Annotated in this window: 19 protein-coding genes; all 19 read right to left on the bottom strand. The window is 72.4% G+C overall.

All coding sequences use genetic code 11. From position 1 onward, the window contains the following. Positions 1 to 14: 14 nt before the first annotated feature. A complete protein-coding gene (locus ABZ562_RS21770; protein ID WP_361482083.1) occupies positions 15 to 695 on the bottom strand; it encodes a methyltransferase in 681 nt (226 codons plus the stop codon). Further along, positions 696 to 2,198: an NAD(P)/FAD-dependent oxidoreductase gene (locus ABZ562_RS21765; RefSeq protein WP_361482080.1), complete on the bottom strand. Its 1,503-nt coding sequence runs from the start codon at positions 2,196 to 2,198 to the stop codon at positions 696 to 698. It lies immediately after the preceding gene. A 32-nt stretch (positions 2,199 to 2,230) separates the two neighbouring features. Then, a complete protein-coding gene (locus ABZ562_RS21760) occupies positions 2,231 to 2,701 on the bottom strand; it encodes an SRPBCC family protein (RefSeq protein ID WP_361482077.1) in 471 nt (156 codons plus the stop codon). A 28-nt stretch (positions 2,702 to 2,729) separates the two neighbouring features. Beyond that, positions 2,730 to 3,485, bottom strand: coding sequence for a maleylpyruvate isomerase family mycothiol-dependent enzyme (locus ABZ562_RS21755; protein ID WP_361482074.1), 756 nt, complete (start codon positions 3,483 to 3,485; stop codon positions 2,730 to 2,732). Next, the gene (locus ABZ562_RS21750) at positions 3,482 to 4,567 is read right to left on the bottom strand and encodes a PEP-utilizing enzyme (protein WP_361482071.1); all 1,086 of its coding nucleotides are present in this window, start codon (positions 4,565 to 4,567) and stop codon (positions 3,482 to 3,484) included. The genes ABZ562_RS21755 and ABZ562_RS21750 overlap by 4 nt, the downstream gene beginning before the upstream one ends. Further along, on the bottom strand, positions 4,564 to 5,208 hold the full coding sequence (locus ABZ562_RS21745) for a transcriptional regulator (protein ID WP_361482068.1): 645 nt from the start codon (positions 5,206 to 5,208) through the stop codon (positions 4,564 to 4,566). Before ABZ562_RS21745 ends, ABZ562_RS21750 begins: the two co-directional genes overlap by 4 nt. Then, complete coding sequence (locus tag ABZ562_RS21740) at positions 5,205 to 5,498, bottom strand: acyl carrier protein (protein ID WP_361482065.1); 294 nt, start codon at positions 5,496 to 5,498, stop codon at positions 5,205 to 5,207. The genes ABZ562_RS21745 and ABZ562_RS21740 overlap by 4 nt, the downstream gene beginning before the upstream one ends. Continuing rightward, a complete protein-coding gene (locus tag ABZ562_RS21735) occupies positions 5,485 to 7,017 on the bottom strand; it encodes a PEP-utilizing enzyme (RefSeq protein WP_361482062.1) in 1,533 nt (510 codons plus the stop codon). The genes ABZ562_RS21740 and ABZ562_RS21735 overlap by 14 nt, the downstream gene beginning before the upstream one ends. Then, the gene (locus tag ABZ562_RS21730; RefSeq protein WP_361482059.1) at positions 7,014 to 8,015 is read right to left on the bottom strand and encodes an SDR family oxidoreductase; all 1,002 of its coding nucleotides are present in this window, start codon (positions 8,013 to 8,015) and stop codon (positions 7,014 to 7,016) included. Before ABZ562_RS21730 ends, ABZ562_RS21735 begins: the two co-directional genes overlap by 4 nt. Next, on the bottom strand, positions 8,012 to 9,130 hold the full coding sequence (locus tag ABZ562_RS21725; protein ID WP_361482057.1) for an SDR family oxidoreductase: 1,119 nt from the start codon (positions 9,128 to 9,130) through the stop codon (positions 8,012 to 8,014). The genes ABZ562_RS21730 and ABZ562_RS21725 overlap by 4 nt, the downstream gene beginning before the upstream one ends. Then, entirely contained in the window at positions 9,127 to 10,374 is a 1,248-nt protein-coding gene (locus ABZ562_RS21720; protein ID WP_361482054.1) for an acyl-CoA dehydrogenase family protein, read from the bottom strand. Before ABZ562_RS21720 ends, ABZ562_RS21725 begins: the two co-directional genes overlap by 4 nt. Beyond that, positions 10,371 to 12,050, bottom strand: a complete 1,680-nt coding sequence (locus ABZ562_RS21715; RefSeq protein ID WP_361482052.1) for an AMP-binding protein — start codon at positions 12,048 to 12,050, stop codon at positions 10,371 to 10,373. Before ABZ562_RS21715 ends, ABZ562_RS21720 begins: the two co-directional genes overlap by 4 nt. Further along, positions 12,037 to 13,662, bottom strand: a complete 1,626-nt coding sequence (locus tag ABZ562_RS21710; protein WP_361482049.1) for a class I adenylate-forming enzyme family protein — start codon at positions 13,660 to 13,662, stop codon at positions 12,037 to 12,039. Before ABZ562_RS21710 ends, ABZ562_RS21715 begins: the two co-directional genes overlap by 14 nt. 21 nt (positions 13,663 to 13,683) lie before the next feature. After that, positions 13,684 to 14,214 carry an SRPBCC family protein gene (locus ABZ562_RS21705; protein WP_361482046.1) on the bottom strand — a complete coding sequence of 177 codons (531 nt, stop codon included), beginning with the start codon at positions 14,212 to 14,214 and terminating at the stop codon, positions 13,684 to 13,686. A gap of 14 nt (positions 14,215 to 14,228) precedes the next feature. Next, positions 14,229 to 14,870 (bottom strand): isochorismatase family protein, encoded by a 642-nt coding sequence (locus tag ABZ562_RS21700; protein WP_361482043.1) that lies wholly within the window; start codon positions 14,868 to 14,870, stop codon positions 14,229 to 14,231. 3 nt (positions 14,871 to 14,873) lie between these two features. Further along, positions 14,874 to 15,671, bottom strand: a complete 798-nt coding sequence (locus tag ABZ562_RS21695; RefSeq protein ID WP_361482040.1) for a 2,3-dihydro-2,3-dihydroxybenzoate dehydrogenase — start codon at positions 15,669 to 15,671, stop codon at positions 14,874 to 14,876. Between the two features lie 39 nt (positions 15,672 to 15,710). Beyond that, a complete protein-coding gene (locus ABZ562_RS21690; RefSeq protein WP_361482037.1) occupies positions 15,711 to 16,922 on the bottom strand; it encodes a 3-deoxy-7-phosphoheptulonate synthase in 1,212 nt (403 codons plus the stop codon). Continuing rightward, entirely contained in the window at positions 16,904 to 18,916 is a 2,013-nt protein-coding gene (locus ABZ562_RS21685; RefSeq protein ID WP_361482034.1) for an anthranilate synthase family protein, read from the bottom strand. The genes ABZ562_RS21690 and ABZ562_RS21685 overlap by 19 nt, the downstream gene beginning before the upstream one ends. Before the next feature lie 99 nt (positions 18,917 to 19,015). Beyond that, entirely contained in the window at positions 19,016 to 19,993 is a 978-nt protein-coding gene (locus tag ABZ562_RS21680) for a ParB N-terminal domain-containing protein (protein ID WP_361482031.1), read from the bottom strand. Positions 19,994 to 20,284: the final 291 nt, after the last annotated feature.

Genomic DNA, 20,284 nt, shown 5'->3' with positions numbered 1-20,284 from the left:
TCCGGATGACCGGGTCACCGTGTGACGAGTTCCAGCAGTTCGTAGACCACGGGGCCTTCCGGCTCGTCCACGGTGGTGGAGTCGAGGGTGATCAGCCGCTGTTCCTCGGCCGCCGCCAGCTCGTCCAATTCGGCGCGGCCGGCCCGGCTGCTCAGCGCGATCAGCACCCGGCCCCCGGGCGCGAGATGATTCCTCGCCTCGCGGAAATACCGCTGGTGTGCCTCGTATCCGGGGTCGACATAGGCCAGCTCGTGCGCGGTGAGGTCGAGTTCCGGCGGCGCCCACACATTGTTGGAGTGCCAGTAGACCACGTCGAACGCGGGTGCGTCGTCGTGAAGCGCGTCGAACAGATCGCTATGGACGCAGGTGACCCGGTCCGCGACGCCGAAGCGCTCGGCGTTGAGTTCGGTGTTCTTGACCGCCGCCGGATTGAGATCGGTGGCATATACGGAACGGCAGCCGGCGAGAGCGGCCTGGACGGCGATCAGCCCGATGCCGGAGCCGATTTCGAGGAACGTGCCGCCGACCGGGAATTCCAGCAGGGACAGATGGGCCAGGCTGGACTTGGAGTCCGCCGGGGAGAACACATCCGGCAGCAGGGCCCATCGCGCGCCGCCCACGTCGATATCGGTCTGCTGCCGCACTTTGGCCCGGCTCGCCTCGCTCCGGCTCAAGGGCTGGGTGTAGTCGTACATTCAGCGCTCCGCAGGGGTCGTCGCGTAATTCTCGATGTCGAAGCGGGCCAGGTCGTTGCGCAGCCTTTTGGTGGACCATGGCCAGGTGACGAAGTTCTTGCCCTTTTCGTCGAGATAGACGCTGCTGCATCCGCCGGTGTTGTAGACGGTCGAGGCGAGGCCGCGCTGCACCTCGTCGTTGAACGAGCGGAACGGCTCGGGCCGGATCTCCAGGGCGTCGATGCCCCGGGCGCGTGCGGTGCGTATCGCGTCCACGATGTAGTCGAGCTGGGCCTCGGCGAGGGCGAGCAGCGAGTTGTACATCACGATGTTCGGGCCGAGCAGCAGATAGGCGTTGGGCAGGGCGGGCAGGGTGGTGGCCCGGTAGGCCTCGGGGCTCTTGGTCTTCCAGGTCTCGGACAGCAGCCGGCCGTCGCGCCCCCGGATGCGTGACGCGATCGGCGGATGGCGCATCTCGAAGCCCGAGGCGAACACGATCACATCCGCCTCCACCCGGTCGCCGTTCGCCGCGATCAGCTCGCTGCCGTCCGCCCCGGCGAGGGCGTGCGGGACGAGCCGGACGTTGGGCCGGGACATGGCCGGGAGGTAGGTGTTCGACAGCAGCAGCCGCTTGCAGCCGATGGTGAAGTCCGGTGTCAGCCGGGCGCGCAGCTCGGGGTCGGGCACCTGGCGCCTGAGGGCCCCCTTGCCGACCGGGGTGAGCAGCCGGGCGAAGCGCGCGCGGCGCATGACGAGGGCGAGCGTCTTCAGGAAGCCGTCGCAGACGCCGCGGAACAGCCGCTGGGTGACGGGCACGTGCCGGAAGAGCCACCGCACGGGCCCCGGGACGCGGAAGTCGAGCCGGGGCATCACCCAGGCGGCGGTGCGCTGGAAGACGTACAGCTGCCGCACCCGCGGCTGGATCTCCGGCACGATCTGGATGCCCGAGCAGCCGGTGCCGATGACGGCGACCCGCTTGCCGGTGAGGTCCACGTCGTGGTTCCAGCGGGCCGAGTGGAAGGTTTCGCCGGGGAATCCGTCCAGGCCGGGCAGGGAGGGTGTGGTCGGCTCGTGGAGCAGACCGGAGGCGAAGATGACGTGCTGGGCGGTGAAGCGCCCCTGGCTGGTGTCGAGGATCCAGCGGCGGCGGTCCCCGGACCAGGCGGCCTCCAGCAGTTCGGTGCCGAAGCGCAGCGCCGGGGCGAGGCGGAATGCCTCCACCGTGTCCTCGATGTAGGACAGCAGCTCGGGCTGGCCGACGAAATTCCTGCTCCAGCCCGGGTTGGGGTGGAAGGAGAAGGAATAGATCGGCGAGGGGATGTCGACGGCGCATCCCGGATACGTGTTCTCCCGCCACGTCCCGCCGACCCGGTCGGCCTTCTCCAGGACCAGGAAGTCGGTGATGCCGCCGCGTCGCAGTTTGACCGCGGCGGCGATTCCCGATAAACCCGCGCCGATCACGATGACATGCGCGTGCTGTTCCCCGGCCGGGGCCGGAGTGTCGTCGTCCGCCGATATCGCCATGGGTTTCCCCCTGTCGTACGTGGACCGAAAGGCTAGCCGCTCGCGGCCCTTTCCAGAATCTGCTTGCTCAGCCGCAGTTCCCGCTCGACCGACCCGGGGAGAGTGCGCCGCAGGACCGGATCGAGCATCCAGCGGGTGACCGGGTTGAACTGAAAAGAGATCATGCGGGTGGCCCGGATGCCGCCGTCCACCGGCACACAGGAGAACCGGGCGCTGAACTCGGCCATCCGGTGATTGAACTTGTTCAGCGGCAGGGGCGCCAGCCGGATGTCGATGCACGAGCCCGGGGTGAGCCGCATCTGGGCCACGGCCTTCGGCTCCGGAAGGGGAAGTCCGGGCAGCTTGGGCTGGAATTTGAACTCGGTGAGGTTTCCGTTCCTGCGCACCCAGGAGATCGGTCCGACCTTGTCATCGACTTCGACGTAGCGTTCGATGTCCATCACGAAGTCGAGGAAGGCTTCCGGTGTACAGGCGATTGACTGTTCTTTCTCCACCTTGACCATCAGGTCACACTACCCTCCTGACTCGTTCTCACAGATAGGCCCGCGCGTGCAGCAGCGCGAGTTCGGCGAGGTCCCCGTCGGCCGTCAGCCGCCCCGCCGGGGCGCCCCGGGTGCGCCGGGTCGCGGTCCGGCACCAGGCCAGCAGCGGGCCGCGCAGCACATCGGTCGCGTCCTCGGGCCCGTACGCGTAGCCGGTGCCGTCGCCCGCCGTCAGCTCCAGCCGCAGGGTGCGGCCGGCGGGCGGGCGCACCCGGGCGCGGGCCAGGGCGTAGCGCAGGGTGGCGTGGCCGAGGGCGGCGACGTGGCGCAGCCGGGGCGTCTCGGGCACGGCAAGTCCCAGCGCGTCGCGGATGTCCAGGCCGTGCGCCCAGTGCTCCATGAGCCGGGCGGTGGCGAACACCTCGGTGCTCATGCCGAAGCCCCAGGCCACGCGGTCGCCGGGGGCGCGTTCCGCCAGCAGCCGGCGGGTCGCCGTACCGGCGCGGTCCCACCAGGCGGCGAGATCCTCCGGCGACAGCCCGTCGCCCCGGCGGCATCCGGCGGCGGTGAAGTCCTCGGCGGTCGGATACGCGGGGACGGCGGCGGCGAACGCGCGCGGGCCGCCCGCCAGGGTGTCGCGGGCGACCTCCTCGGTGTCGGCCAGATGGGACACCTGGTCGGCCACGGTCCAGCCGTCCGCCGCCGAGTCACGGCCGAGGTCGGTGGCGTCGAGGGACCGCACCAGCTCGCCGAACTCCCGCTGCTCCTCGGCGAGATCGGCCAGCTCCTCGCGTACGGGGGTCACAGGATCGCCACCGTCCCCGCCGAGCCGTCGACCGCCACCGGGCCGCCCGCGGACAGCCGCTCCAGCGCCACCGCGCCGACCCCGGTGACACAGGGCACCCCGAGTTCGCGGGCCACGATGGCGGCGTGGCACAGCATGCCGCCCTCGGCGGTGACCAGGGCGGCGGCCTCCGCCATCAGCGGGACCCAGTCCGGGTCGGTCCGCTCGGCGAGCAGCACCGCGCCCGGCTCCCAGCGGGGGTCGTCGATGTCCCGCAGCCGCAGCGCCGGGGCGGTGGCCGCCCCGGCGGATGCCGCGATGCCGTGGACGACCTTCTCGTCCCTCCCGGCGGCGGGCCCCGGCGACTCCCCCAGCGCCGTGGTCATCGGCCGGAACTGAAGCCACACCAGGCCGTCTTCGAGCAGGGCGAACTCCAGGTCGGCGGGCATGCCGAGGGCGTCCTGCACGGCGACGCACGCCGCGCCGACCGGTCGGCCGCCGTCGGTCAGCGGCTCCGGCTCCGATCCCCCGGCGGGCCCCTCGGGCGTCCACTCCTCCCAGGCGGGGGTGACGGCTCCGGAGACCAGGGCGTCGCCGCTGCCGTGCACCCACTCCAACCGCCCCCGGCCGGGGCCCCGGCCCAGCCACAGCCCGCTGCGCACCGGGGTACGGAACGGCTGCAGCAGCACCGCCATCCCGACCTCCGGCAGCGGGCCGGAGGCGGTGCGCTCCCGGTACGCGGCGACCCGGCCGCTGCGCGCGGAGTCCCGTACGGCGGCGATGGCGGCGGCCAACTTGCCTGCGGGGACGTCGAGTTCGCTGCGGAACATGCCCGCGTAGCTGAGCGCCGCCCCGTCCTCGACCGTGGCCGAGCTGCGCACCGCCCAGCGCGGGGCGGCCGCCGCGAGCCGGGCGAGGCCGTCGGCGGCGGGCTCGGCGCCGACCGGCACCACCCAGGTGTCGGGAACGGTCACCCCGGCGCGCAGCAGCGCGGCGAGCCCCACGGCCTTGCCGCCGACCGCGCTCCGGTCGCCGTCGCCGAGTTCGCCGGTCAGCCGCAGCACGGTGTCCGCGCCGCTCGCCCGGGTGTCCGCGCCGCTCACCGGGCCGTCCCCGCCCGTTCCTCGGCCTCCCGCTCGATCCCCAGCGAGAGCAGCAGATCGCGGTGCAGCTCCATCCAGACGTCGTGGTACGAGTCGCACATGACGCCGGTGAACGCCTTGTGGTCGCCGTCGCGCAGCCGGGTCAGCGCGCGGGTGAGCCCATCGGCGTAGGCCCCGAAGCGGGGGCGTACGGCGGCGAGCCCGCCGATCACCTCCACGACCTCGTCGTGCACGGCGCCGAGTTCGGCCACCCGCGCCTGGTCGTACGCCGCGTCGGTGTGGTCGTTGGTGGCGCCGTCGCGGAGCTGCCAGCGGGTGCACAGCTCCTTGAACCGGTCGTTCACCGGCAGGAAGCGCTCGTATCCCGGTCGTAGCCGGTCCCGGGCGTCGCCCGCCAGGTCGTCGGCGATCAGCGCGGCGTGCCGCTCGCGGCCCTCGGCCGTGATGCGCCACAGTCCGCGCCGCTCCATGTGGGTGGCGAGCCCGTCGGCCCGCAGTTTCTCCAGTTCGGCGAGGACGCGCCCGCGGTCGTGCCCGGCGCCCGCCACCAGGGGGTCGGCGGTCGCCATGCCCTTGATGACCAGGGTGTGCAGGACGTCGAAGGCGGCGGTGTCGGGAAGCACGGTCTCTCCCGTCGTCATGTCGTGGTGGCGTCGGCGCGCAGTTCGTCGAGGAGTCCGACGAGGTCCCCGACCGTCGTGATGGTGGCTGCCTTGGGGTTGTCGACCAGCGCCACGCCGAAGCGTTCCTCCAGGGCCAGCAGGATCTCCAGGGTGGCCAGCGAGTCGATCTCCAGGTCCTGGATGATGCGGTCGGTCGGCCGCAGATCCCGCTGGACCCGCTTGACCTGGGCGTAGACCTCTTCCAAAGCGGTCAGGGTCTCGGAATTGACGGATGTCCGGGCGGTCTGCGCGGAGTCAGGAATGGTCAAGGAGGTTCACCTCTCCGGTACTGCCGTTGATGGAGACGGCCGTGCCCGCAGGCAGCGAGGCCGCGCCGGGATAGCCCACGACGCACGGAATCCCGTACTCGCGGGAGAGGATCGCGATGTGCGACAGATCGCTGCCGCGCTCGCTCAGCACGCCCTCGGCGAAGGGCAGCAGCGGGGCGATGTCCGCGTCGGCGGACGAGCAGACGATGATGACGGGTTCGTCGGGCAGATCGCCCTCGGGGGTCATCACGGTGCCGGTGCCGATGCCGGGCGCCACCCCGCGCAGTCCCTGGGGCGTCTGGCTCAGCCAGGGCCGGATCACGCCGTCGTCGCCGGTGAGGTCGAGGTGTTCGGGCATCGGGGTGGCGAGCGCGGCCCGGCAGGCCTCGATCCGCGGCCGGGCCCGCTCGATCAGCCCCGGCCGGGTGGCCAGCTCGGTGAACTCCCGGATCGTCAGATACGGCCACAGACCGGCGTCGCCGCCCAGGTGCCCCGCCAGCGCGGGCAGCAGCCGTCGGTAGACGTGCAGGGTGCGCATCGCCAGGGACTTGGAGTGCTCGCGTCCGGCCATCATCTCGCCGACCGCGACCGCCAGCGACCGTACGGTGCGGCTGCGCCAGGGCGAGACCATCCCGGCCAGCGCCTCGGCCGGGTCGATCGGCGCCACGGACGCCTCGCCGCTGCCGCCCGCCACCTGCTTGTGCCGCACCGCGTAGTCCTGCCAGGGGGCCTGCCCGTCGGCGACCTCGTAGAAGGAGGAGGCCAGGAAGTCACCGGGGCCGAACGGGTCCAGGGTGGAGGCCGCGGTGTGCAGCCGGTCCCAGACCAGTTCGCGCGGGCGGGTGAGCCAGTGCGCGATCTCCTTGCCGTGCCGCAGCAGCTTGCCGTAGACGCGCCGCTGGAGCGCGCGGACCGGCACCAGCCCGGAGGTGGTCAGGATGTGCACCGCCCACGCCTCCTCGAGGACGGGCAGCGCGTCGCGCTCCACCCCGGCCAGCGCGATGGGGCTGTCCGTGGTGGTCGCGGCGCGCAGCCCCCACTCCAGCTCGGCGACCCGCTCCTCCAGCGCGCGCAGCCGCGGCCCGGTGTCGCGCAGCTCGCCCAGCAGCTTGGCGCTGCCCGCGACCTGGCGGACCCGGCCGGAGCGCAGCGCGGTCAGCTCCTCCGGGGAGTCGATGCCCTCGAAGTAGGCGTCGGTGACGTCGCTCGGCTGAAGTCCCGGGATGGAGGCGGACAGATGACAGTAGGCGGCCAGGTTGTGGTACGGGCGGCAGCCGAAGTAGCCGACGAAGACATAGTGCCCGCCCTCGGCCCAGGCCGGGCGGCCCCACAGCCGCCGGGCCAGGGCGCGGGTGCCGCGCTCCATCGGGTCGCCCACCAGCGACCAGGACATGGGCGAGAGCCGCTGCGGGGCCACTTCGCCGAAGTTGCCCGCCGAGTAGACGCGGAAGTAGGGATGCGGGTCGGTGTCCACGGACGCGGGTCGCTCGGTGGACTCTTCCGTGACCTGCTCGGTCATACGAGGGCCCTCCTCTCCGTACCGCCGCGCAGCGCCTCACCGGTGGCCCCGAGGTAGTCGGGGTCGGGGACGGGCCAGGGCTCGGGGATCTCCTTGAGGACGTCGACGTCCAGGTCGAACCAGGGCTCGGTGTACTCGGTCAGCTCCCGTGGCGTGCCGACCCGTTCGCCGATCAGGCGGGTGAGCCGGCCGAGCGGCCCGGCCTCGACGATCTTCGGCACCACGCCCCAGGGGCGGCACACCTCGGTGAAGACCTCGCCGAGGGTGGGCGTCGCGGGGTCGAACCAGGTCCAGGTGGACCGGCCGATGGGCTGGGTGAGCGCCTTCAGCACGATCTGCGCGGCGGAGGTGGCGTCGGTGATCCAGCAGGGGAACTCCCCGCGCCGGGCCAGGTGCACCGGATATCCGGCCAGCAGATGCGGGAAGACCATCGGCAGCCCTTGCCGGGTGTCGGGCCGTCCGCCGCGCGGGTCGGGGCCGAGCACCGGGCCGAAGCGGACGACGCCGACGGGGAGTTCGGGGGCGGTGTCCCGGACCAGCCGCTCCGCGCAGTACTTGCCGTACTCGTACCAGTTGCGGAAGCGCTGGCCGGTGTACAGCTCGCGGTTGGTGATCCGGCCCTTGGCGCGGCCGAGCGCCAGCAGCGAGGAGATGTGCACGGCCTGCTTCAGCCCGGGCAGTTCGCGCAGGAAGGCCAGCGCCGAGCGCATCCCGGAGCTGTGCGTCTCCAGCACCTCGCCCGGGCCCGAGGTCCAGGACACCGAGCCGAAGCAGAGCACCACATGGGTGGTCTCCTCCCGGACCCGGGCCAGGTCGGCGGCGGACAGGCCGAGGCGCGGCATCCGCACATCGCCGCGGACGCCCTCGCCGACGGCGGTGCGGCCACCGCGGGAGAGGACCCGGACGGTGGCGCCGTCGCGTTCGCATGCCTGCGCCACGGCCGTGCCCAGGAATCCGGAGCCACCGAGGATCAGCACGTTCATGCCGGGATCGTTCATGCCAGGAACCTCGACAATCCGCTGTCGGCGGGGGCCAGGGGGCGCTTCGGCGCCGGGAGGTCGAACAGCAGCCGGGCGAGCAGTTCGGTGGAGGGTTCGGGCAGCGGCCCGTCCACCAGACCGGCCAGCCTGCCGCGTTCCATCACCCGGTCGAGCCCGATGTAGCGCAGGCCGATGACGCTGTTGCGCCATGCCGGGGACAGCGGCAGGAAGCGTTCGGCGTTGGCGGACAGCCACAGCACCTGTTCGGCGGAGGCCGGGACCAGCCGCAGCCACGTGCCGAAGCGCAGCGGCGCGAGGCCGCGCGCCACCTCCAGCAGGCCGCGGATCGACGGGGCCCGCTCCCCGGCGGACAGATGGGTGACGACGGGCTCGGGGCGCGGCCCGGAGCGGTGCAGCCCGGCCAGCGCGTCCAGCAGGGTGCCCGCCGCCAGGTCGCGCGGCAGGACGTCGACCCGGGCGCCGCGCATGGCGGGCAGGATCCGGCCGGGCAGCTCGTCCCACCGCTCGGCCAGCAGGTACAGCGAGTTGCGCTTGCGGGTGGCGCCGGTCCGCGAGTCGCCGAGCAGGGCGGCGACGCGGCTGATGAGGACGTCGGGCTCGCCGGGGCCGTGCCGCCGCGTCAGCTCCTGTTCGGCCAGCCATTTGCTGTGCTCGTACGCGGTGCGGTGGCGGTCGGGGGCGAGCGGGGTCTCGGCGATCCGGCCGAGGGTGCCGCCCGCGACGAAGATCGAGGACGCGTAGCCGTAGACGACGCGGCGGCCGGAGCGGCGCTGCAGCTCGCGGGCGACGTCGTAGCCGTTGCGGGCGCCCAGCACGTTGACGGCGTACAGATCGCGGCCGCTGCCTGCCCAGTTGGTGTCCCCGGCGAGGTTGGCGACGGCGTCCACGTCCTCGGCAAGCTCGTCCAGCTCCGCCTCCGACAGCCCCCACAGCGGTTCGCGCACATCGCCGCCGACCCGTGCCGTGGCGAGGGAGGGGAACAGCCGCTCGAAGGGGACCTGGCCGGGGCGGGCGCGGCGCACCAGCGGCACGATCCCGACCCCGCGGCTCGGGGCGATCTCGGCGACCGCGGTGCCGAGTTGTCCGGTGATTCCGGTCAGCAGCAGCTTCATCCGAGATCGACATCCTCGTCGTAGGCGGCGATGTCGGGCACCAGTCCCCCGGCGACCAGCTCCCACATCATCTCGTCGGTGCCGCCGCCGAGCCGGGCCAGCCGGGAGTCGCGCCACATGCGGGCGAGCGGCGTCTCGTCCTCCAGATAGCCGGGGCCGCCGAACAGGTGCATGCACTCGCTCATCACCTCTTCGACGAACCGCGCCGCCGTGGTCTTGAGCGCCGCGATCTCGCGGGTGCCGCACCCGCCGGGCACGGGTACGCCCTGGGCGGCGGTGTAGACGGCGTAGCGCAGGCCGATCAGCCGGGACGACAGCTCGGCCAGCCGCAGCCGCAGCGCCTGCTGTTCGATCAGCGGTTTGCCGAACTGCTTGCGGCGCTGGAGGTGCGCGGTGGCCAGCCCGATGGCGCGGGCCGCGCCGCCGACGGCCTGGGCGGCGATGGAGAGCCGTTCGTGGTTCAGCCCCCAGGTGGCGCCGAGGAGTCCGCCGCCGCGCCGCCCGACCAGGGCCTCGTCGGGCACCTCGGCGTCGATGACCATCCAGGTGGTGTCGAGCGCGGAGGTGCCCGCCTTGTCGAGCCGTTTGCGGGGGCTGAGTCCGGCGCGCGGTACGGCGAGCAGCCCGAGCCTGCCGTCGACCGGCCCCGAGCCCTCGTCCAGCCGGCACAGCAGCAGGGCGAAGTCGCAGACCAGGCCGAGCGACAGATACTTCTTCTCGCCCGTGACCCGCCAGCCGCCGGGCGTCTTGCGGGCGACCGTGCGCACCCCGTTGAGGTCGGAGCCGCCGGTCGGTTCGGAGGCGCCGAGACAGCCCACCAGCCGCCCTTCCAGCGCCCCGGCCCGGTACGCGGCCAGCAGGGGTGAATCCCCGAAGCGGGTGAGGACGGACAGGACCGTCTCGCAGTGCAGGCTGAGCCCGACCGACAGGCTCGCCCGGCCGAGCCGGCCGCTCTCCTCGGCGATGATCACCCCGAGTCCGGGGTCGCCGTACGGGTCCGCGGCGGACGCGTCGCGCCAGCGCTCCTCGAACAGTCCGGCGCGGCCGAGTCCGGCCAGCGCGTCGCGCGGGAACAGCCCCTCGGCCTCGGCCTGTTCGGCGACCGGTTCGAAGGCCCGCCGCAGCAGCTCCGCGACGCGCTCACGGGTGTCCTCCACCCGCTCGCCGAACGGCCCGGCCGTGAAGAGGCGGGAGGTCTGACCGGCCGGTGCGGTCTGCTCCACGGTTGCGGCCACAACACTCACGAGTCGTTACGCTCCTTCAGTTCACCCGCCACGTAGGACAGCCACAGCGAGCGGCGGCGGGGCTTGCGGCTGGAGGTCAGGGGGATGGTGCCGCGCTTGACGTACCGCACCTCGGCGCGGGCCGTGTCGCCGGTGAACGACGAGATGACGGACAGCGCGTCGTCCAGCCGGTCGCCCAGCGGGCGTTCGGTGACCACCAGCACCGTCGGTTCGCCCCCGGTGATCCCGGCGACGACGGTCGCGTACCGCCGGGAGATGGCCCCGGAGGCGACGAGTTCGAGTTCGATGTCCTCGACGAAGACGTTCTGGCCGTTGATCTTCACGCTGTCGCCGAGCCGGCCGATCACATACAGCTCGCCGTCCAGCAGGAATCCGGCGTCGCCGGTGTAGAGCTTGCCGTCGTGCAGCTTGGCCAGGTCCTCGGGGCGCGGGTCGGCGTAGCCGTCGGCGACCGAGGGACCCTCGACGTAGATCTCGCCGAGCACCCCTTCGGGCTGCGGGGCGCCGTCCTCGTCCAGGATCTCCACGCGCGCGGTCTCCAGCGGCGGACCGCAGGAGACCTGCCACGTCCAGGGCTCGTCGACGGGCACGGTGGTCAGCTCGACGACCTCGCTCACGTCCAGCTTCTCCCCCAGCCGCCGCTCCAGGCCGCCGGCCCGCACCATCCGGGCGGCGTGGTGCTTGCTCACCCCGGTGACCGCGAGGGTGCCCTCGGCCAGCCCGTACGCGGGCATCAGCGCCCGTACGTCGAAGCCGTGGGGGCCGAGGAGCGCGGCGAAGCGGGCCAGCACCGCGGGGTCGATCCGCTCCGCGCCGCTGACCACGGCGGTCAGCGGGGAGAAGTCCAGCCCCTCGAGGTCGTCGGGGCGGACCGCCGAGAGCACCCGCTCGAAGCCGAAGTTGGGCATGCACATGTTGGAGTACGGGGTGCGGCCGTATTCGGCGATCCAGCCGCGGGTGTCCCGGATGAACTGTTCGGGCCGCATCAGCGCGTGCTCCACCTGGAGGGTCAGCGCGCCCAGCAGCCCGCCGACCAGCCCCATGTCGTGGTAGAGCGGCAGCCAGGTGACCGCGCCGTAGCCCACCGGGTTCATCCAGCCCTGGATCATGCGCAGGTTGGTGGCCAGGTTGGCCATCGAGATGCGCAGCCCGCGCGGTGAGCCGCGGGAGCCCGAGGTGAACTGGAGCACCGCCAGCTCGCCCCAGGCGCGCGGCGGCTCCTCCGGGCGGTCGGCGTGACGCGGCGCCAGCACCTCGGTGGCGCCGCCGAGCCGGGCCACGTTCTCCGCCACCACGTCGTGGTAGCGCGGGTCGGCGATGGCGTGGCGCGGGTGGATGCGGGCGGTGATGGCCTTCAGCTGGTTCTGGTAGCCCTCGCCCCCGCGCAGGGCCAGCGGCAGGGGCAGCACGGACGGGGTGGCGCCGATGGCGAGCAGCCCGAAGAACTGCGTGACGAAGTCCTCCCCGCCCGGCAGCACCAGCGGCACCACGTCGCCGGGCCGCACACCCGCGTCCGCGAGCGCGGCGCCCGCGCCCAGGGTCCGCCGCGCCAGCTCCCGGTAGGTGAGCCGCTGCCAGGAGCCGTCGTCCAGCCGGAACCGCATCCCGCGCTCGTCCGACGGGTCGTCCAGCCAGCCGAACACGCGCTCGTGATCGGGCGTTCTACGCTGCGCCATGGTGGCCTTCCCCCTGCTCGTCGGTCGGCCGGGCGTCCGGCCCGGGCTCGGTGGTCCGGTCCCGCAGCAGCCGCGCCAGCTCCAGCCGCCGCACCTTGGCGGTGGCGGTGCGCGGCAGTTCGTCCAGACTCAGCCGCACCGGCGGGCGCATCGGGGCCAGTTGGGCGGCGGCCTTCCGCCACTGGACGAGGTCCAGCGGACCGCCGTCCCGGGTCACCACGACCGGGGTCGGCTTGCCCTCGTCCCCGGGGACGACCACGACCTCCAGGAGGCTGTCGAGCCGCGACATCAGCAGGTCCTCGGCCTCCAGCGCGCTGCCGAAGCCGGGGATGACGTCGACCTCGCGGTCGGAGACGTGCAGACAGCCCCAGCGGGTGCGGTAGCCGACGTCGCCCATCCGCCACCAGCCGTCGTCCAGCTGCCGCTGGAAGCGGGCGTCCTCGCCGAAGTAGGTGAGCGCCCGGCCGTCGGAGCGGACCTCGATGAAGCCGGGGGTGCCGGGCCCTGGGGTGCGGCCGTCGCGGTCGACCACCCGGACTGCCGTCATCCCGGGGAACGGGAAGCCGACGCAGCGCCCGTCGGCGGACGTCGCGCGCCGCCGGGAGGTGGCCCGCCCGACGGTGGGCCCGACCTCGCTCTGGCCGTACAGCTGGAGGTGGAACGGGCGCCGGCGCCGGGACGCGCCCAGGATCTTCCGCACGGTGCGCGGGTGGATCGCGTCGAACGTGCTGCTCAGGGCGACCACGTTGGACAGCGGACCGCGCGGGTCGTGCGCCAGCGGCTCCCACTCCACGAACGTGTTGGGGTGGGCCTCCAGCACACCGGGCTTGGTCTCGGCGAAGATGTCGGCGATCCGCTCGGGCGTGGCGTCCTTGGTGATGACGATCGGGAAGCCGCGCTTGAGCGCGATGGCGAGCGCGGTCACCAGGCGCGAGTGGACGAACGACACCCGGACGGCGAGGGTTTCGCGGCCGCGTATCAGCAGCCGGGCGCCCAGTGCCTGCGGGCGGTAGCGGGCGCGCAGCGACCGGGCGGTGTGCACGACGAGCTTCGGGATGTCGGTCGTACCGGAGGTGTGGGTCAGCAGCGCCGGGCGCGTGGTCCTGGTGCGGGTGAACGGGCGTGGACGCGCCTCGGGGTCCCGCCGCAGCGGGGTGGTGCCCTCGGCCTCGCCGGCCACCAGGAGGACCCGCTCGCACGCCTCGGTCACCTCCGGCGGCAGCTCGCCGAGGAGCTTCTTCTCGTCGGTGATCAGATGCGGCCAGTCGCAGCGGCTCAGCAGCTCCGCGACGACCTCGCCGCCGAGGCTGGGCGAGAGGGCGACGGGCACCGCGCCGACGCGGGCGACCGCGCAGGTGAGCAGGAAGATGTCGAAGCCGTCCTCCTTGTAGACGGCGACCTTGTCTCCCGGACGCACCCGCAGATCACGCAGCGCGGACGCCATTTCGGCGACGAGATTCGCGCAGGCGTAGACGGTGAGGTCGGTGCCCAGCTCCGGCGCGATGTCGAGTTCGTGGTCGAGGGTGATTTTCTGGTACGGGCTCTTCTTGGCGGCACCGTCGAAGAAGGAGCCCAGGAACAGACCTCTGTTCCCGATGCGTTGCAGAATCACGGTGGGCGTCACCCCTCGCCGTCAGGAGGCGGTTTCGAGTGCGGCTTTGATACGGGCGAGCGATGTCCGCATATCGCCGACGATCTTGTCCGACCAGTCGTCGAGGAACTTCTTCACCTCGGCGTCGTTCATGCCGTGGAGAATTCCCCGCATGCCTTCGGTCAGTTCGCCCATCCAGAAGGCGTGGGTCAGCGTGCTGCCGCCCGCCGTCGGCTCGACCGTGAACGACCATACGCTCTCCTGGGCGCGGCCGTCCTTGGTGCGCATGGCCCAGCTGAACGCGCGGGGCGCGGTGGATTCCACGACCTCGCATTGCGTGGTCCAGTCCCCGCGCACGACCGGCGCCCAGGCCACCACATCCGGCTCGCGGTGATTGCGCGCGGTGAACACCGAACCGACCGCCCCCGGTTCTCCTTCGGTCCACTCACCGCCCAGGCATTCGGGGCTCCACTCACCGCCCCGGGTGAGGTCGCTGACATAGGCGAAGACGGTGGCGGGATCGGCACGGATGTCGGTGGTGGCGGCCACGCGAAACGTTTCCGTGGAACTCATGGGTCAGCACCCCTCTATCGGGCGGCCAGGAAATCCAGCATCTGCTCGGTGGTGTGGATCGCCGCGCAGCATCGCGCGGCATAGTCCAGCGCGGACCGGTGGTGGTCGGCGGTGAAATCGGCGAGGGCGTCCGCGACCAGGAACGGCTGGATATCGGAGCTGAAGGCGTCGACCGCGGTCATCAGACAGCCGACGTGGGCGTAAACCCCGCACACGATCAGTTGGTCGCGGCCGGACTTCTGCATCAGATCACGGAGATCGGAGCGGACGAAAGCGCTGTAACGCCATTTCGTCAGAACGGTGTCCCCGTCGGCCGGGCGCAGCGGTTCGACGATTCCGGTGTCCCGCTCGTGCGCGGACATCCCGGGCCCCCAGAAGTCGTGCAGCAGACCGCGCTCGCCGCGGTCCATGCCGCCGGGCTGGGCCGAGTACACCACCGGCATGCCGAGCGCGGCGGCCCGGGCGCGCAGGGCGCGGGTGTTGGCCAGCAGTTCGCCGTACAGGGCGCTTTCCGGGTCGTAGGGCGCCAGGAAGTACCGCTGCATGTCGTGGAGGAACAGGACGGCGCGCTCGGGGTCGGGCCGCCAGTCGACCTGGTTCTTCGGCAGATCGGCCGCGGTCGGCATCGGATAGGGCGCGATGGCGGGGATTCCCATGCCTCACACCCCCAGAATGGCGCCGCCGTCGACGCACAGGTCCTGCATGGTGATGTGCCGGGCCCGGTCGGAGGCGAGGAAGAGCACGGCCTCCGCGATGTCTCCGGGTTCGGCGATCCGGCGCAACGGGATTCCGGTCTTGTACGTGGCCGTCGAACCGTCGAGGGTGGTCTGCCGGTCGGCATCGGTGGACCACAGCGAACGCAGCATGTCGGTGTCGGTCGAACCGGGTGACACCACATTGCAGCGGATTCCGTATTCCGCCAGTTCCAGTCCGAGGGATTTGGTGTAGAGGGACGCGGCGGCCTTCGAGGCGCCGTACGCCGCCATATGCACCCGGGGTATCCGGCCCGCGTTGGAGGCGACGGTCACGATGGCGCCCTCGCCGCGTTCCTTCATGCGCGAGGCGACGGCCCGGGAACAGTGGAAGACGCCGTCCAGATTGATCGAGAAGATGGCCCGCCAATCGATGTCCGACATTTCCAGGGCGGACCCGGCCCGCATCACTCCGGCCGCGTTCACCAAAAGGTCCACGGCGCCGAGTTCGGTTTCGATCCGGTCGACGATCTCATTGATGCGCTCGCTGTCGGTGACATCGGCGGGAAAGGCGACGGCGGTCAGTCCGTCCGCCGCCATCTTCTCCACCAGATCGGTCAGCCCGTCGGCGTCCTTGTCCACGGCGGCCACCAGGGTTCCCCGGCCCGCGAGCGCCCGCGCGATGGCGGTTCCGATTCCGCCGGCCGCACCGGTGACCAGTGCGACCCGGCAGGCGATGCCGGCGGTTTCCTTGTGCTCGGTCAAATCCTCACCTCCTGAGGGTATTTCCGAGTCTACGGATTCCTATGCGCGAATCCAGGTGCGCATCAATTCGGCGGCCTGGTCGGGATTCAGCCGAGGATCGCACAGCGTCGTATAGCGCTCGCCAAGCCGCTCGACGCCGTCGACCTTTCCGCCGAGGCATTCGGTGACATCCGACGCGGCGACTTCGAGATGGAGTCCGCCGGGGTGCTCCCCCGCCCGTTCCAGGACCCGTCTGCAGCGGATCGCCTCGTCCACGACGGCGCTCAGATGGCGGGTCTTGCGCCCGCCCGCCCGGACGGTGTTGCCGTGCATCGGGTCGGACAGCCAGACCGCCCGGTGGCCCCCGGCCCGTACGGCGGCCACCAGGGGCGGCAGCAGGTCGGTGACCCGCTCCGCGCCCATGCGCGCGATCAGGGTGAGTCTGCCGGGCGCCCGGTCGGGGTCCAGCAGGGCGCACACCTCGACCAGTTCGGCGGGGTCGGCGGTGGGGCCGAGCTTGAGCGCGACCGGGTTGGCCACCTGGGACAGCAGCCGCACATGGGCCGAGCCGGGCGCCCTGGTGCGGTCGCCGAGCCAGGGCAGATGGGTGGAGCCGAGGATCCGCTGCCCGGCGTCGGCGCGGACCAGCGGGGCCTCGTAGTCGATGACCAGCGCGTCGTGGCTGGCCCAGGGCCCGTCGCACCACGCGTCGCCGGGGTGCCGCCGGCGGTCCCGCTCGCGGGCGAGGACCCGTAACACCTCGGCGCTCGCCTCGTACGCCCGCACCATCCGCCGCGGGTCGTGGGCCCGCGCCGCGGCGGACGGGGCCTCGCCGTTGACCATGTGGCCCCGGAAGGCGGGCAGCGGCACCCCGTCGACGTCCTCGAAGGGCCGGCTGCGCGGCTTGGCGAACTGGCCGCCGATCCGGCCGACCCGTAACACCGGTCCGCCGTCCGCGAGTTCGTCGGCGAGGGCGTGCAGGACGGCCGTCTTGGCCCGGACGTGATCGGCGCCGGTCTCCTCGAAGCTCTCCGCGCAGTCGCCGAGCTGCACCATCCGCGCGCCGCCACCGGCCACCACCGCCAGCGCCCGGCGCAGCCGGGTCAGCTCGGCGGCGGTCACCAGCGCGGGCGCGGCGGCCAGCGCGGCCCGGCTCGCCGCGTAGTCGGGGTGGGTCCGCCACTCCGGCTGCTGGGCGGCCACCGTCCCCTCGGGCCCGGTGGGTCCGGGCGCGGCCCGGGTGCCGTCGCCGATCACCGCTCGGCGTCGCATTCGATCAGCTCGGCGGGCCGTCGCCGCAGCGCCCAGCCGAGCAGGTCGGCGAGGAGGTCGGTGCCGTGTTCGGTGAGCACCGACTCCAGGTGGAACTGGGTGGCGGCGAAGCGCTCGCCGCGCACCGCGTGCACCTCGCCGGTGGCCGGGTCGCGGCACAGCTCGACGGTGCCGCGCGCGAGGGGGGAGTCGAGCCGGCCGGCGGGGTGGCGAGCGGCGTAGGAGTTGTAGAAGCCGACCGCCTCGGAGCGTCCGAAGAAGTCGATGCGGCGCTGGGTGCCCTGGTTGGGCCGCTCCCGGGCGAAGAGTTCGAGCCCCAGCAGCGCGCACAGCACCTGGTGGCTGAGGCATTCGCCGACGAACGGGACACCTTGGGCGAAGAGCCGGCCGATCAGGCCGGCGATGCCGCGCACCTTGGGGTCGGTGGTGGCCCGGGGGTCACCGGGGCCGGGGCCGAGCACGACGCAGTCGTAGCCGTCGATGTCGCCGGGGCGGACCGCGTCCCAGGGGCGGATGGTGGCGTCCAGGCCCAGCGAGCGGGTCTGGTGGCCGAGCATGCCGGTGAACATGTCCTCGGCGTCCACGATGAGCACCCGTCCGGCCTCCGGCCCGGCGGTCCGCGCGGGCGCGGCGTCCACGGCGTCCTCCTTGCCCAGCCAGAAGGCCGACAGCCCGGCGTTGCGCCGCTCCAGCGCGCTGATCACCTCGGGGTCGCGGGCGAGTGGCGCGCCGCCGCCCGCGGGCCGGACCGGCGCGGTGGTCCCCGCCCGCCGCTCCAGTCCGGTGGCGGCCAGCAGCGCGTCCACCTTGGCCCAGGTCTCGGCGACCTCGGCGGCGGGACGGGAGTCCCGGACCAGGGTGGCGCCGACGTCGATGCGCAGGGCGCCCGCGCGGCTGATGTCGGCGGTGCGGATCAGGATCGCCGAGTCCAGGGTGGCCCGGCCGGTGGGGTCCCGGCCGAGGAGGGCCAGGGCGCCGCCGTAGTAGCCGCGGCCGCTCTCCTCGTGCCGGGCGATCACCCGGCAGGCGTTCTCCAGCGGGCTGCCGGTGATGGTCGGCGCGAACATCGTCTCGCGCAGCACCTCGCGCACGTCCCGCGACGTGGCGCCCTCCAGCAGGTATTCGGTGTGCGCGAGCTTGGCCATCTCGCGCAGATAGGGGCCGCGGGCCCGGGCGCCGCGGTCGCAGACCCGGGCGAGCATCTTCAGCTCTTCGTCCACGACCATGAAGAGTTCGTCGGTCTCCTTCTGGTCGCCCAGGAACGCCAGCACCCCGTCCAGATCCGCGCCGGAGGGCGGATAGCGGTAGGTGCCGCTGATCGGGTTCATCCGCGCGGTGCCCCCGTCGACCTGGACGTGCAGCTCCGGGGAGGCGCCGACGAAGGTGCGGTCGCCGGTGTGCACCACGAAGGTCCAGTAGGCGCCGGACTCCATGGTCAGCAGCCGCCGGAAGACGGTCATGGCGACCTCGGGCCGGTAGTCGGACAGGGTGGCCCGGAAGGAGCGCCTGATGACGAAGTTGGAGCCCTCACCGGCCCGGATCTCCTGGTCGAGGATCTTCTCCACGACCTTCTCGTAGTCCTCGTCCCCGATGTCGAACCCGCTGTCGCGCAGGTCGACTTCGGCGTCGGGCAGCAGATCCAGCGCCTCCTTGACGGGGAGCGCGGCGCGGCGCCGGGTGGCGAGCGCCAGGATCGGTTCGCCGTCGTCGTTGCACGCGTAGCCGCGCTCGGTGACCTGACGGAAGGGAATGACCGCCAGCACCTCGGCCGGTCCGCCTCCCCCGGGGCCGGTGTCCCCGTCCCCGGGGCCGGGCGACGGCAGTTCGGCGAGCGTCCCCACCTCGGCCACCGTCCCGGTCAGCACCTCCACCTCGTGCCCGCCCGCGCCCGCTCTGCGCAGCAGGGCGAACGGGGGCGGATCGGACGCCACCAGTGAGCGGAGGAGATCCCGGGCATCCGTGTCGGGGAAGCCCCTGGGGTGATGGATCGTCATGCCTGCCTTCCCTAGGCGCCGAGAAGCTGACTCACGATGCGATGGGCATCGACCCGATGGGGTGGGCCGACGAAGGAGAAGAAGACGGGCCGGAGACCCTCAGCCGGATGCCTGCCGACTGGAGCGCTGCTCCAGATCCGTCGCGAAGTCCTGCCACGCCCGGCTGCATTCCCGTGCGGCCGTGGCGATCAGCTCCACGCGGTGCGGCGGCACGTTGTCGCTGATCCGGGTCCACTCTTGCGGGCCCACCGTGCAGGCGTCCAGCAGGCGCAGCAACGTGCGGCCGGACTCGGAGAGCCGCAGCGACGGGTCCTTGCGCAGATTGTGGATCAGTGCGGGGAGGTCGGGGGCGCGGTCGGCCGCGCGGTCGGAGCCGTCGATCCGGGCCACCGCGTTGGGGCGCAGCGGGGTCGCGGTGGCGGCCGCCGCCTCGGGCTCGCGGCGTACGGGCCCCACGGGGGCCTCACCGCGCCGCAGCCGGTCGCGGACGTCCCGCACGGTGGCGGCGCAGACCCCGGCCTCCCGGGCGACCTCGCGCAGCGAGACGCCGGGGCGCTCGGCGAGTATCCGGCCGGCCTGGATACGGCCTTCGGCGGCGTCGACCGGGCGCTCCCGGCCGTCGCGCCCGAGCCGGGTGCTCGACTGGGGAATTTCCCCACTCGCACGGCGGCGGATCGCCCCGACCGTCTTGTGGGAGAGCCCGGTGACCGAGGCAATGGCCCGATCGGACCATTCCGGGTGGGAGTTGATGATACGTTTGGCAGCGGCATTCCTGTCGGCACGTGGCAGGGGAAGTCCGTGCGAGACGTTTGCCTTGACCGCGAGGACAAACGCTTCTTCGTCGTCACATTCGCAGAAGATCGCCTCGATTTTGGCCTGGCCGCGCAGATCCGCGGCCCGTACCCGATGCATCCCGTCGATGACGTGCATGGTCCTGCGATTGACCAGAATGGGCGGCAGTTCGGTGTCCGACTCGGCGAGGAGGCGCACATGTTCGCTGTCCGCGCCCGAGAGCCGGGGCGAATCAAAGTGCGTTAAGTCGCTCAGGGACACCATTTCGGTGGACCGGTGCGTCATGATTTCGGCAGTGTCAGCCAGCAGCTGACCATTCATGTGCCTATCCCCCTGTGACAATCCGGTGCTTCATGGAAGACAGCGATGGACGAAAGACATCAGGAGGCGTACTGCCCATGGAGGGCTGGGCGCTGACCGACAGGCCCAGCCGCATCGAAGCGAAGGTGAAGTAATGACCAGCTCAAGGCCACCCCCGTGGACTTCCGCTTACCCCGTCCGTCTCATGGAACGCGAGCCCTCTGCTCCTACCCGGCGCGCCGACGCCCACACGTCGACCGGTTCATCGGGAGTTCA

Origin of the sequence: Streptomyces sp. NPDC019937, assembly GCF_040631655.1 — a bacterium.
GTDB lineage: Bacteria > Actinomycetota > Actinomycetes > Streptomycetales > Streptomycetaceae > Streptomyces.
Note: the sequence above shows the minus strand (reverse complement) of the source record. Positions and strands in the feature narration are given on the sequence as shown.

What these genes read in the sequence shown, in the direction of transcription:
- ABZ562_RS21770 (WP_361482083.1), bottom strand. Translation starts at nt 695, where the DNA reads ATGTACGACTACACCCAGCCCTTGAGCCGGAGCGAGGCGAGCCGGGCC.
- ABZ562_RS21765 (WP_361482080.1), bottom strand. Translation starts at nt 2,198, where the DNA reads ATGGCGATATCGGCGGACGACGACACTCCGGCCCCGGCCGGGGAACAG.
- ABZ562_RS21760 (WP_361482077.1), bottom strand. Translation starts at nt 2,701, where the DNA reads ATGGTCAAGGTGGAGAAAGAACAGTCAATCGCCTGTACACCGGAAGCC.
- ABZ562_RS21745 (WP_361482068.1), bottom strand. Translation starts at nt 5,208, where the DNA reads ATGACGACGGGAGAGACCGTGCTTCCCGACACCGCCGCCTTCGACGTC.
- ABZ562_RS21735 (WP_361482062.1), bottom strand. Translation starts at nt 7,017, where the DNA reads ATGACCGAGCAGGTCACGGAAGAGTCCACCGAGCGACCCGCGTCCGTG.
- ABZ562_RS21730 (WP_361482059.1), bottom strand. Translation starts at nt 8,015, where the DNA reads ATGAACGATCCCGGCATGAACGTGCTGATCCTCGGTGGCTCCGGATTC.
- ABZ562_RS21725 (WP_361482057.1), bottom strand. Translation starts at nt 9,130, where the DNA reads ATGAAGCTGCTGCTGACCGGAATCACCGGACAACTCGGCACCGCGGTC.
- ABZ562_RS21715 (WP_361482052.1), bottom strand. Translation starts at nt 12,050, where the DNA reads ATGGCGCAGCGTAGAACGCCCGATCACGAGCGCGTGTTCGGCTGGCTG.
- ABZ562_RS21705 (WP_361482046.1), bottom strand. Translation starts at nt 14,214, where the DNA reads ATGAGTTCCACGGAAACGTTTCGCGTGGCCGCCACCACCGACATCCGT.
- ABZ562_RS21700 (WP_361482043.1), bottom strand. Translation starts at nt 14,870, where the DNA reads ATGGGAATCCCCGCCATCGCGCCCTATCCGATGCCGACCGCGGCCGAT.
- ABZ562_RS21690 (WP_361482037.1), bottom strand. Translation starts at nt 16,922, where the DNA reads ATGCGACGCCGAGCGGTGATCGGCGACGGCACCCGGGCCGCGCCCGGA.
- ABZ562_RS21685 (WP_361482034.1), bottom strand. Translation starts at nt 18,916, where the DNA reads ATGACGATCCATCACCCCAGGGGCTTCCCCGACACGGATGCCCGGGAT.
- ABZ562_RS21680 (WP_361482031.1), bottom strand. Translation starts at nt 19,993, where the DNA reads ATGACGCACCGGTCCACCGAAATGGTGTCCCTGAGCGACTTAACGCAC.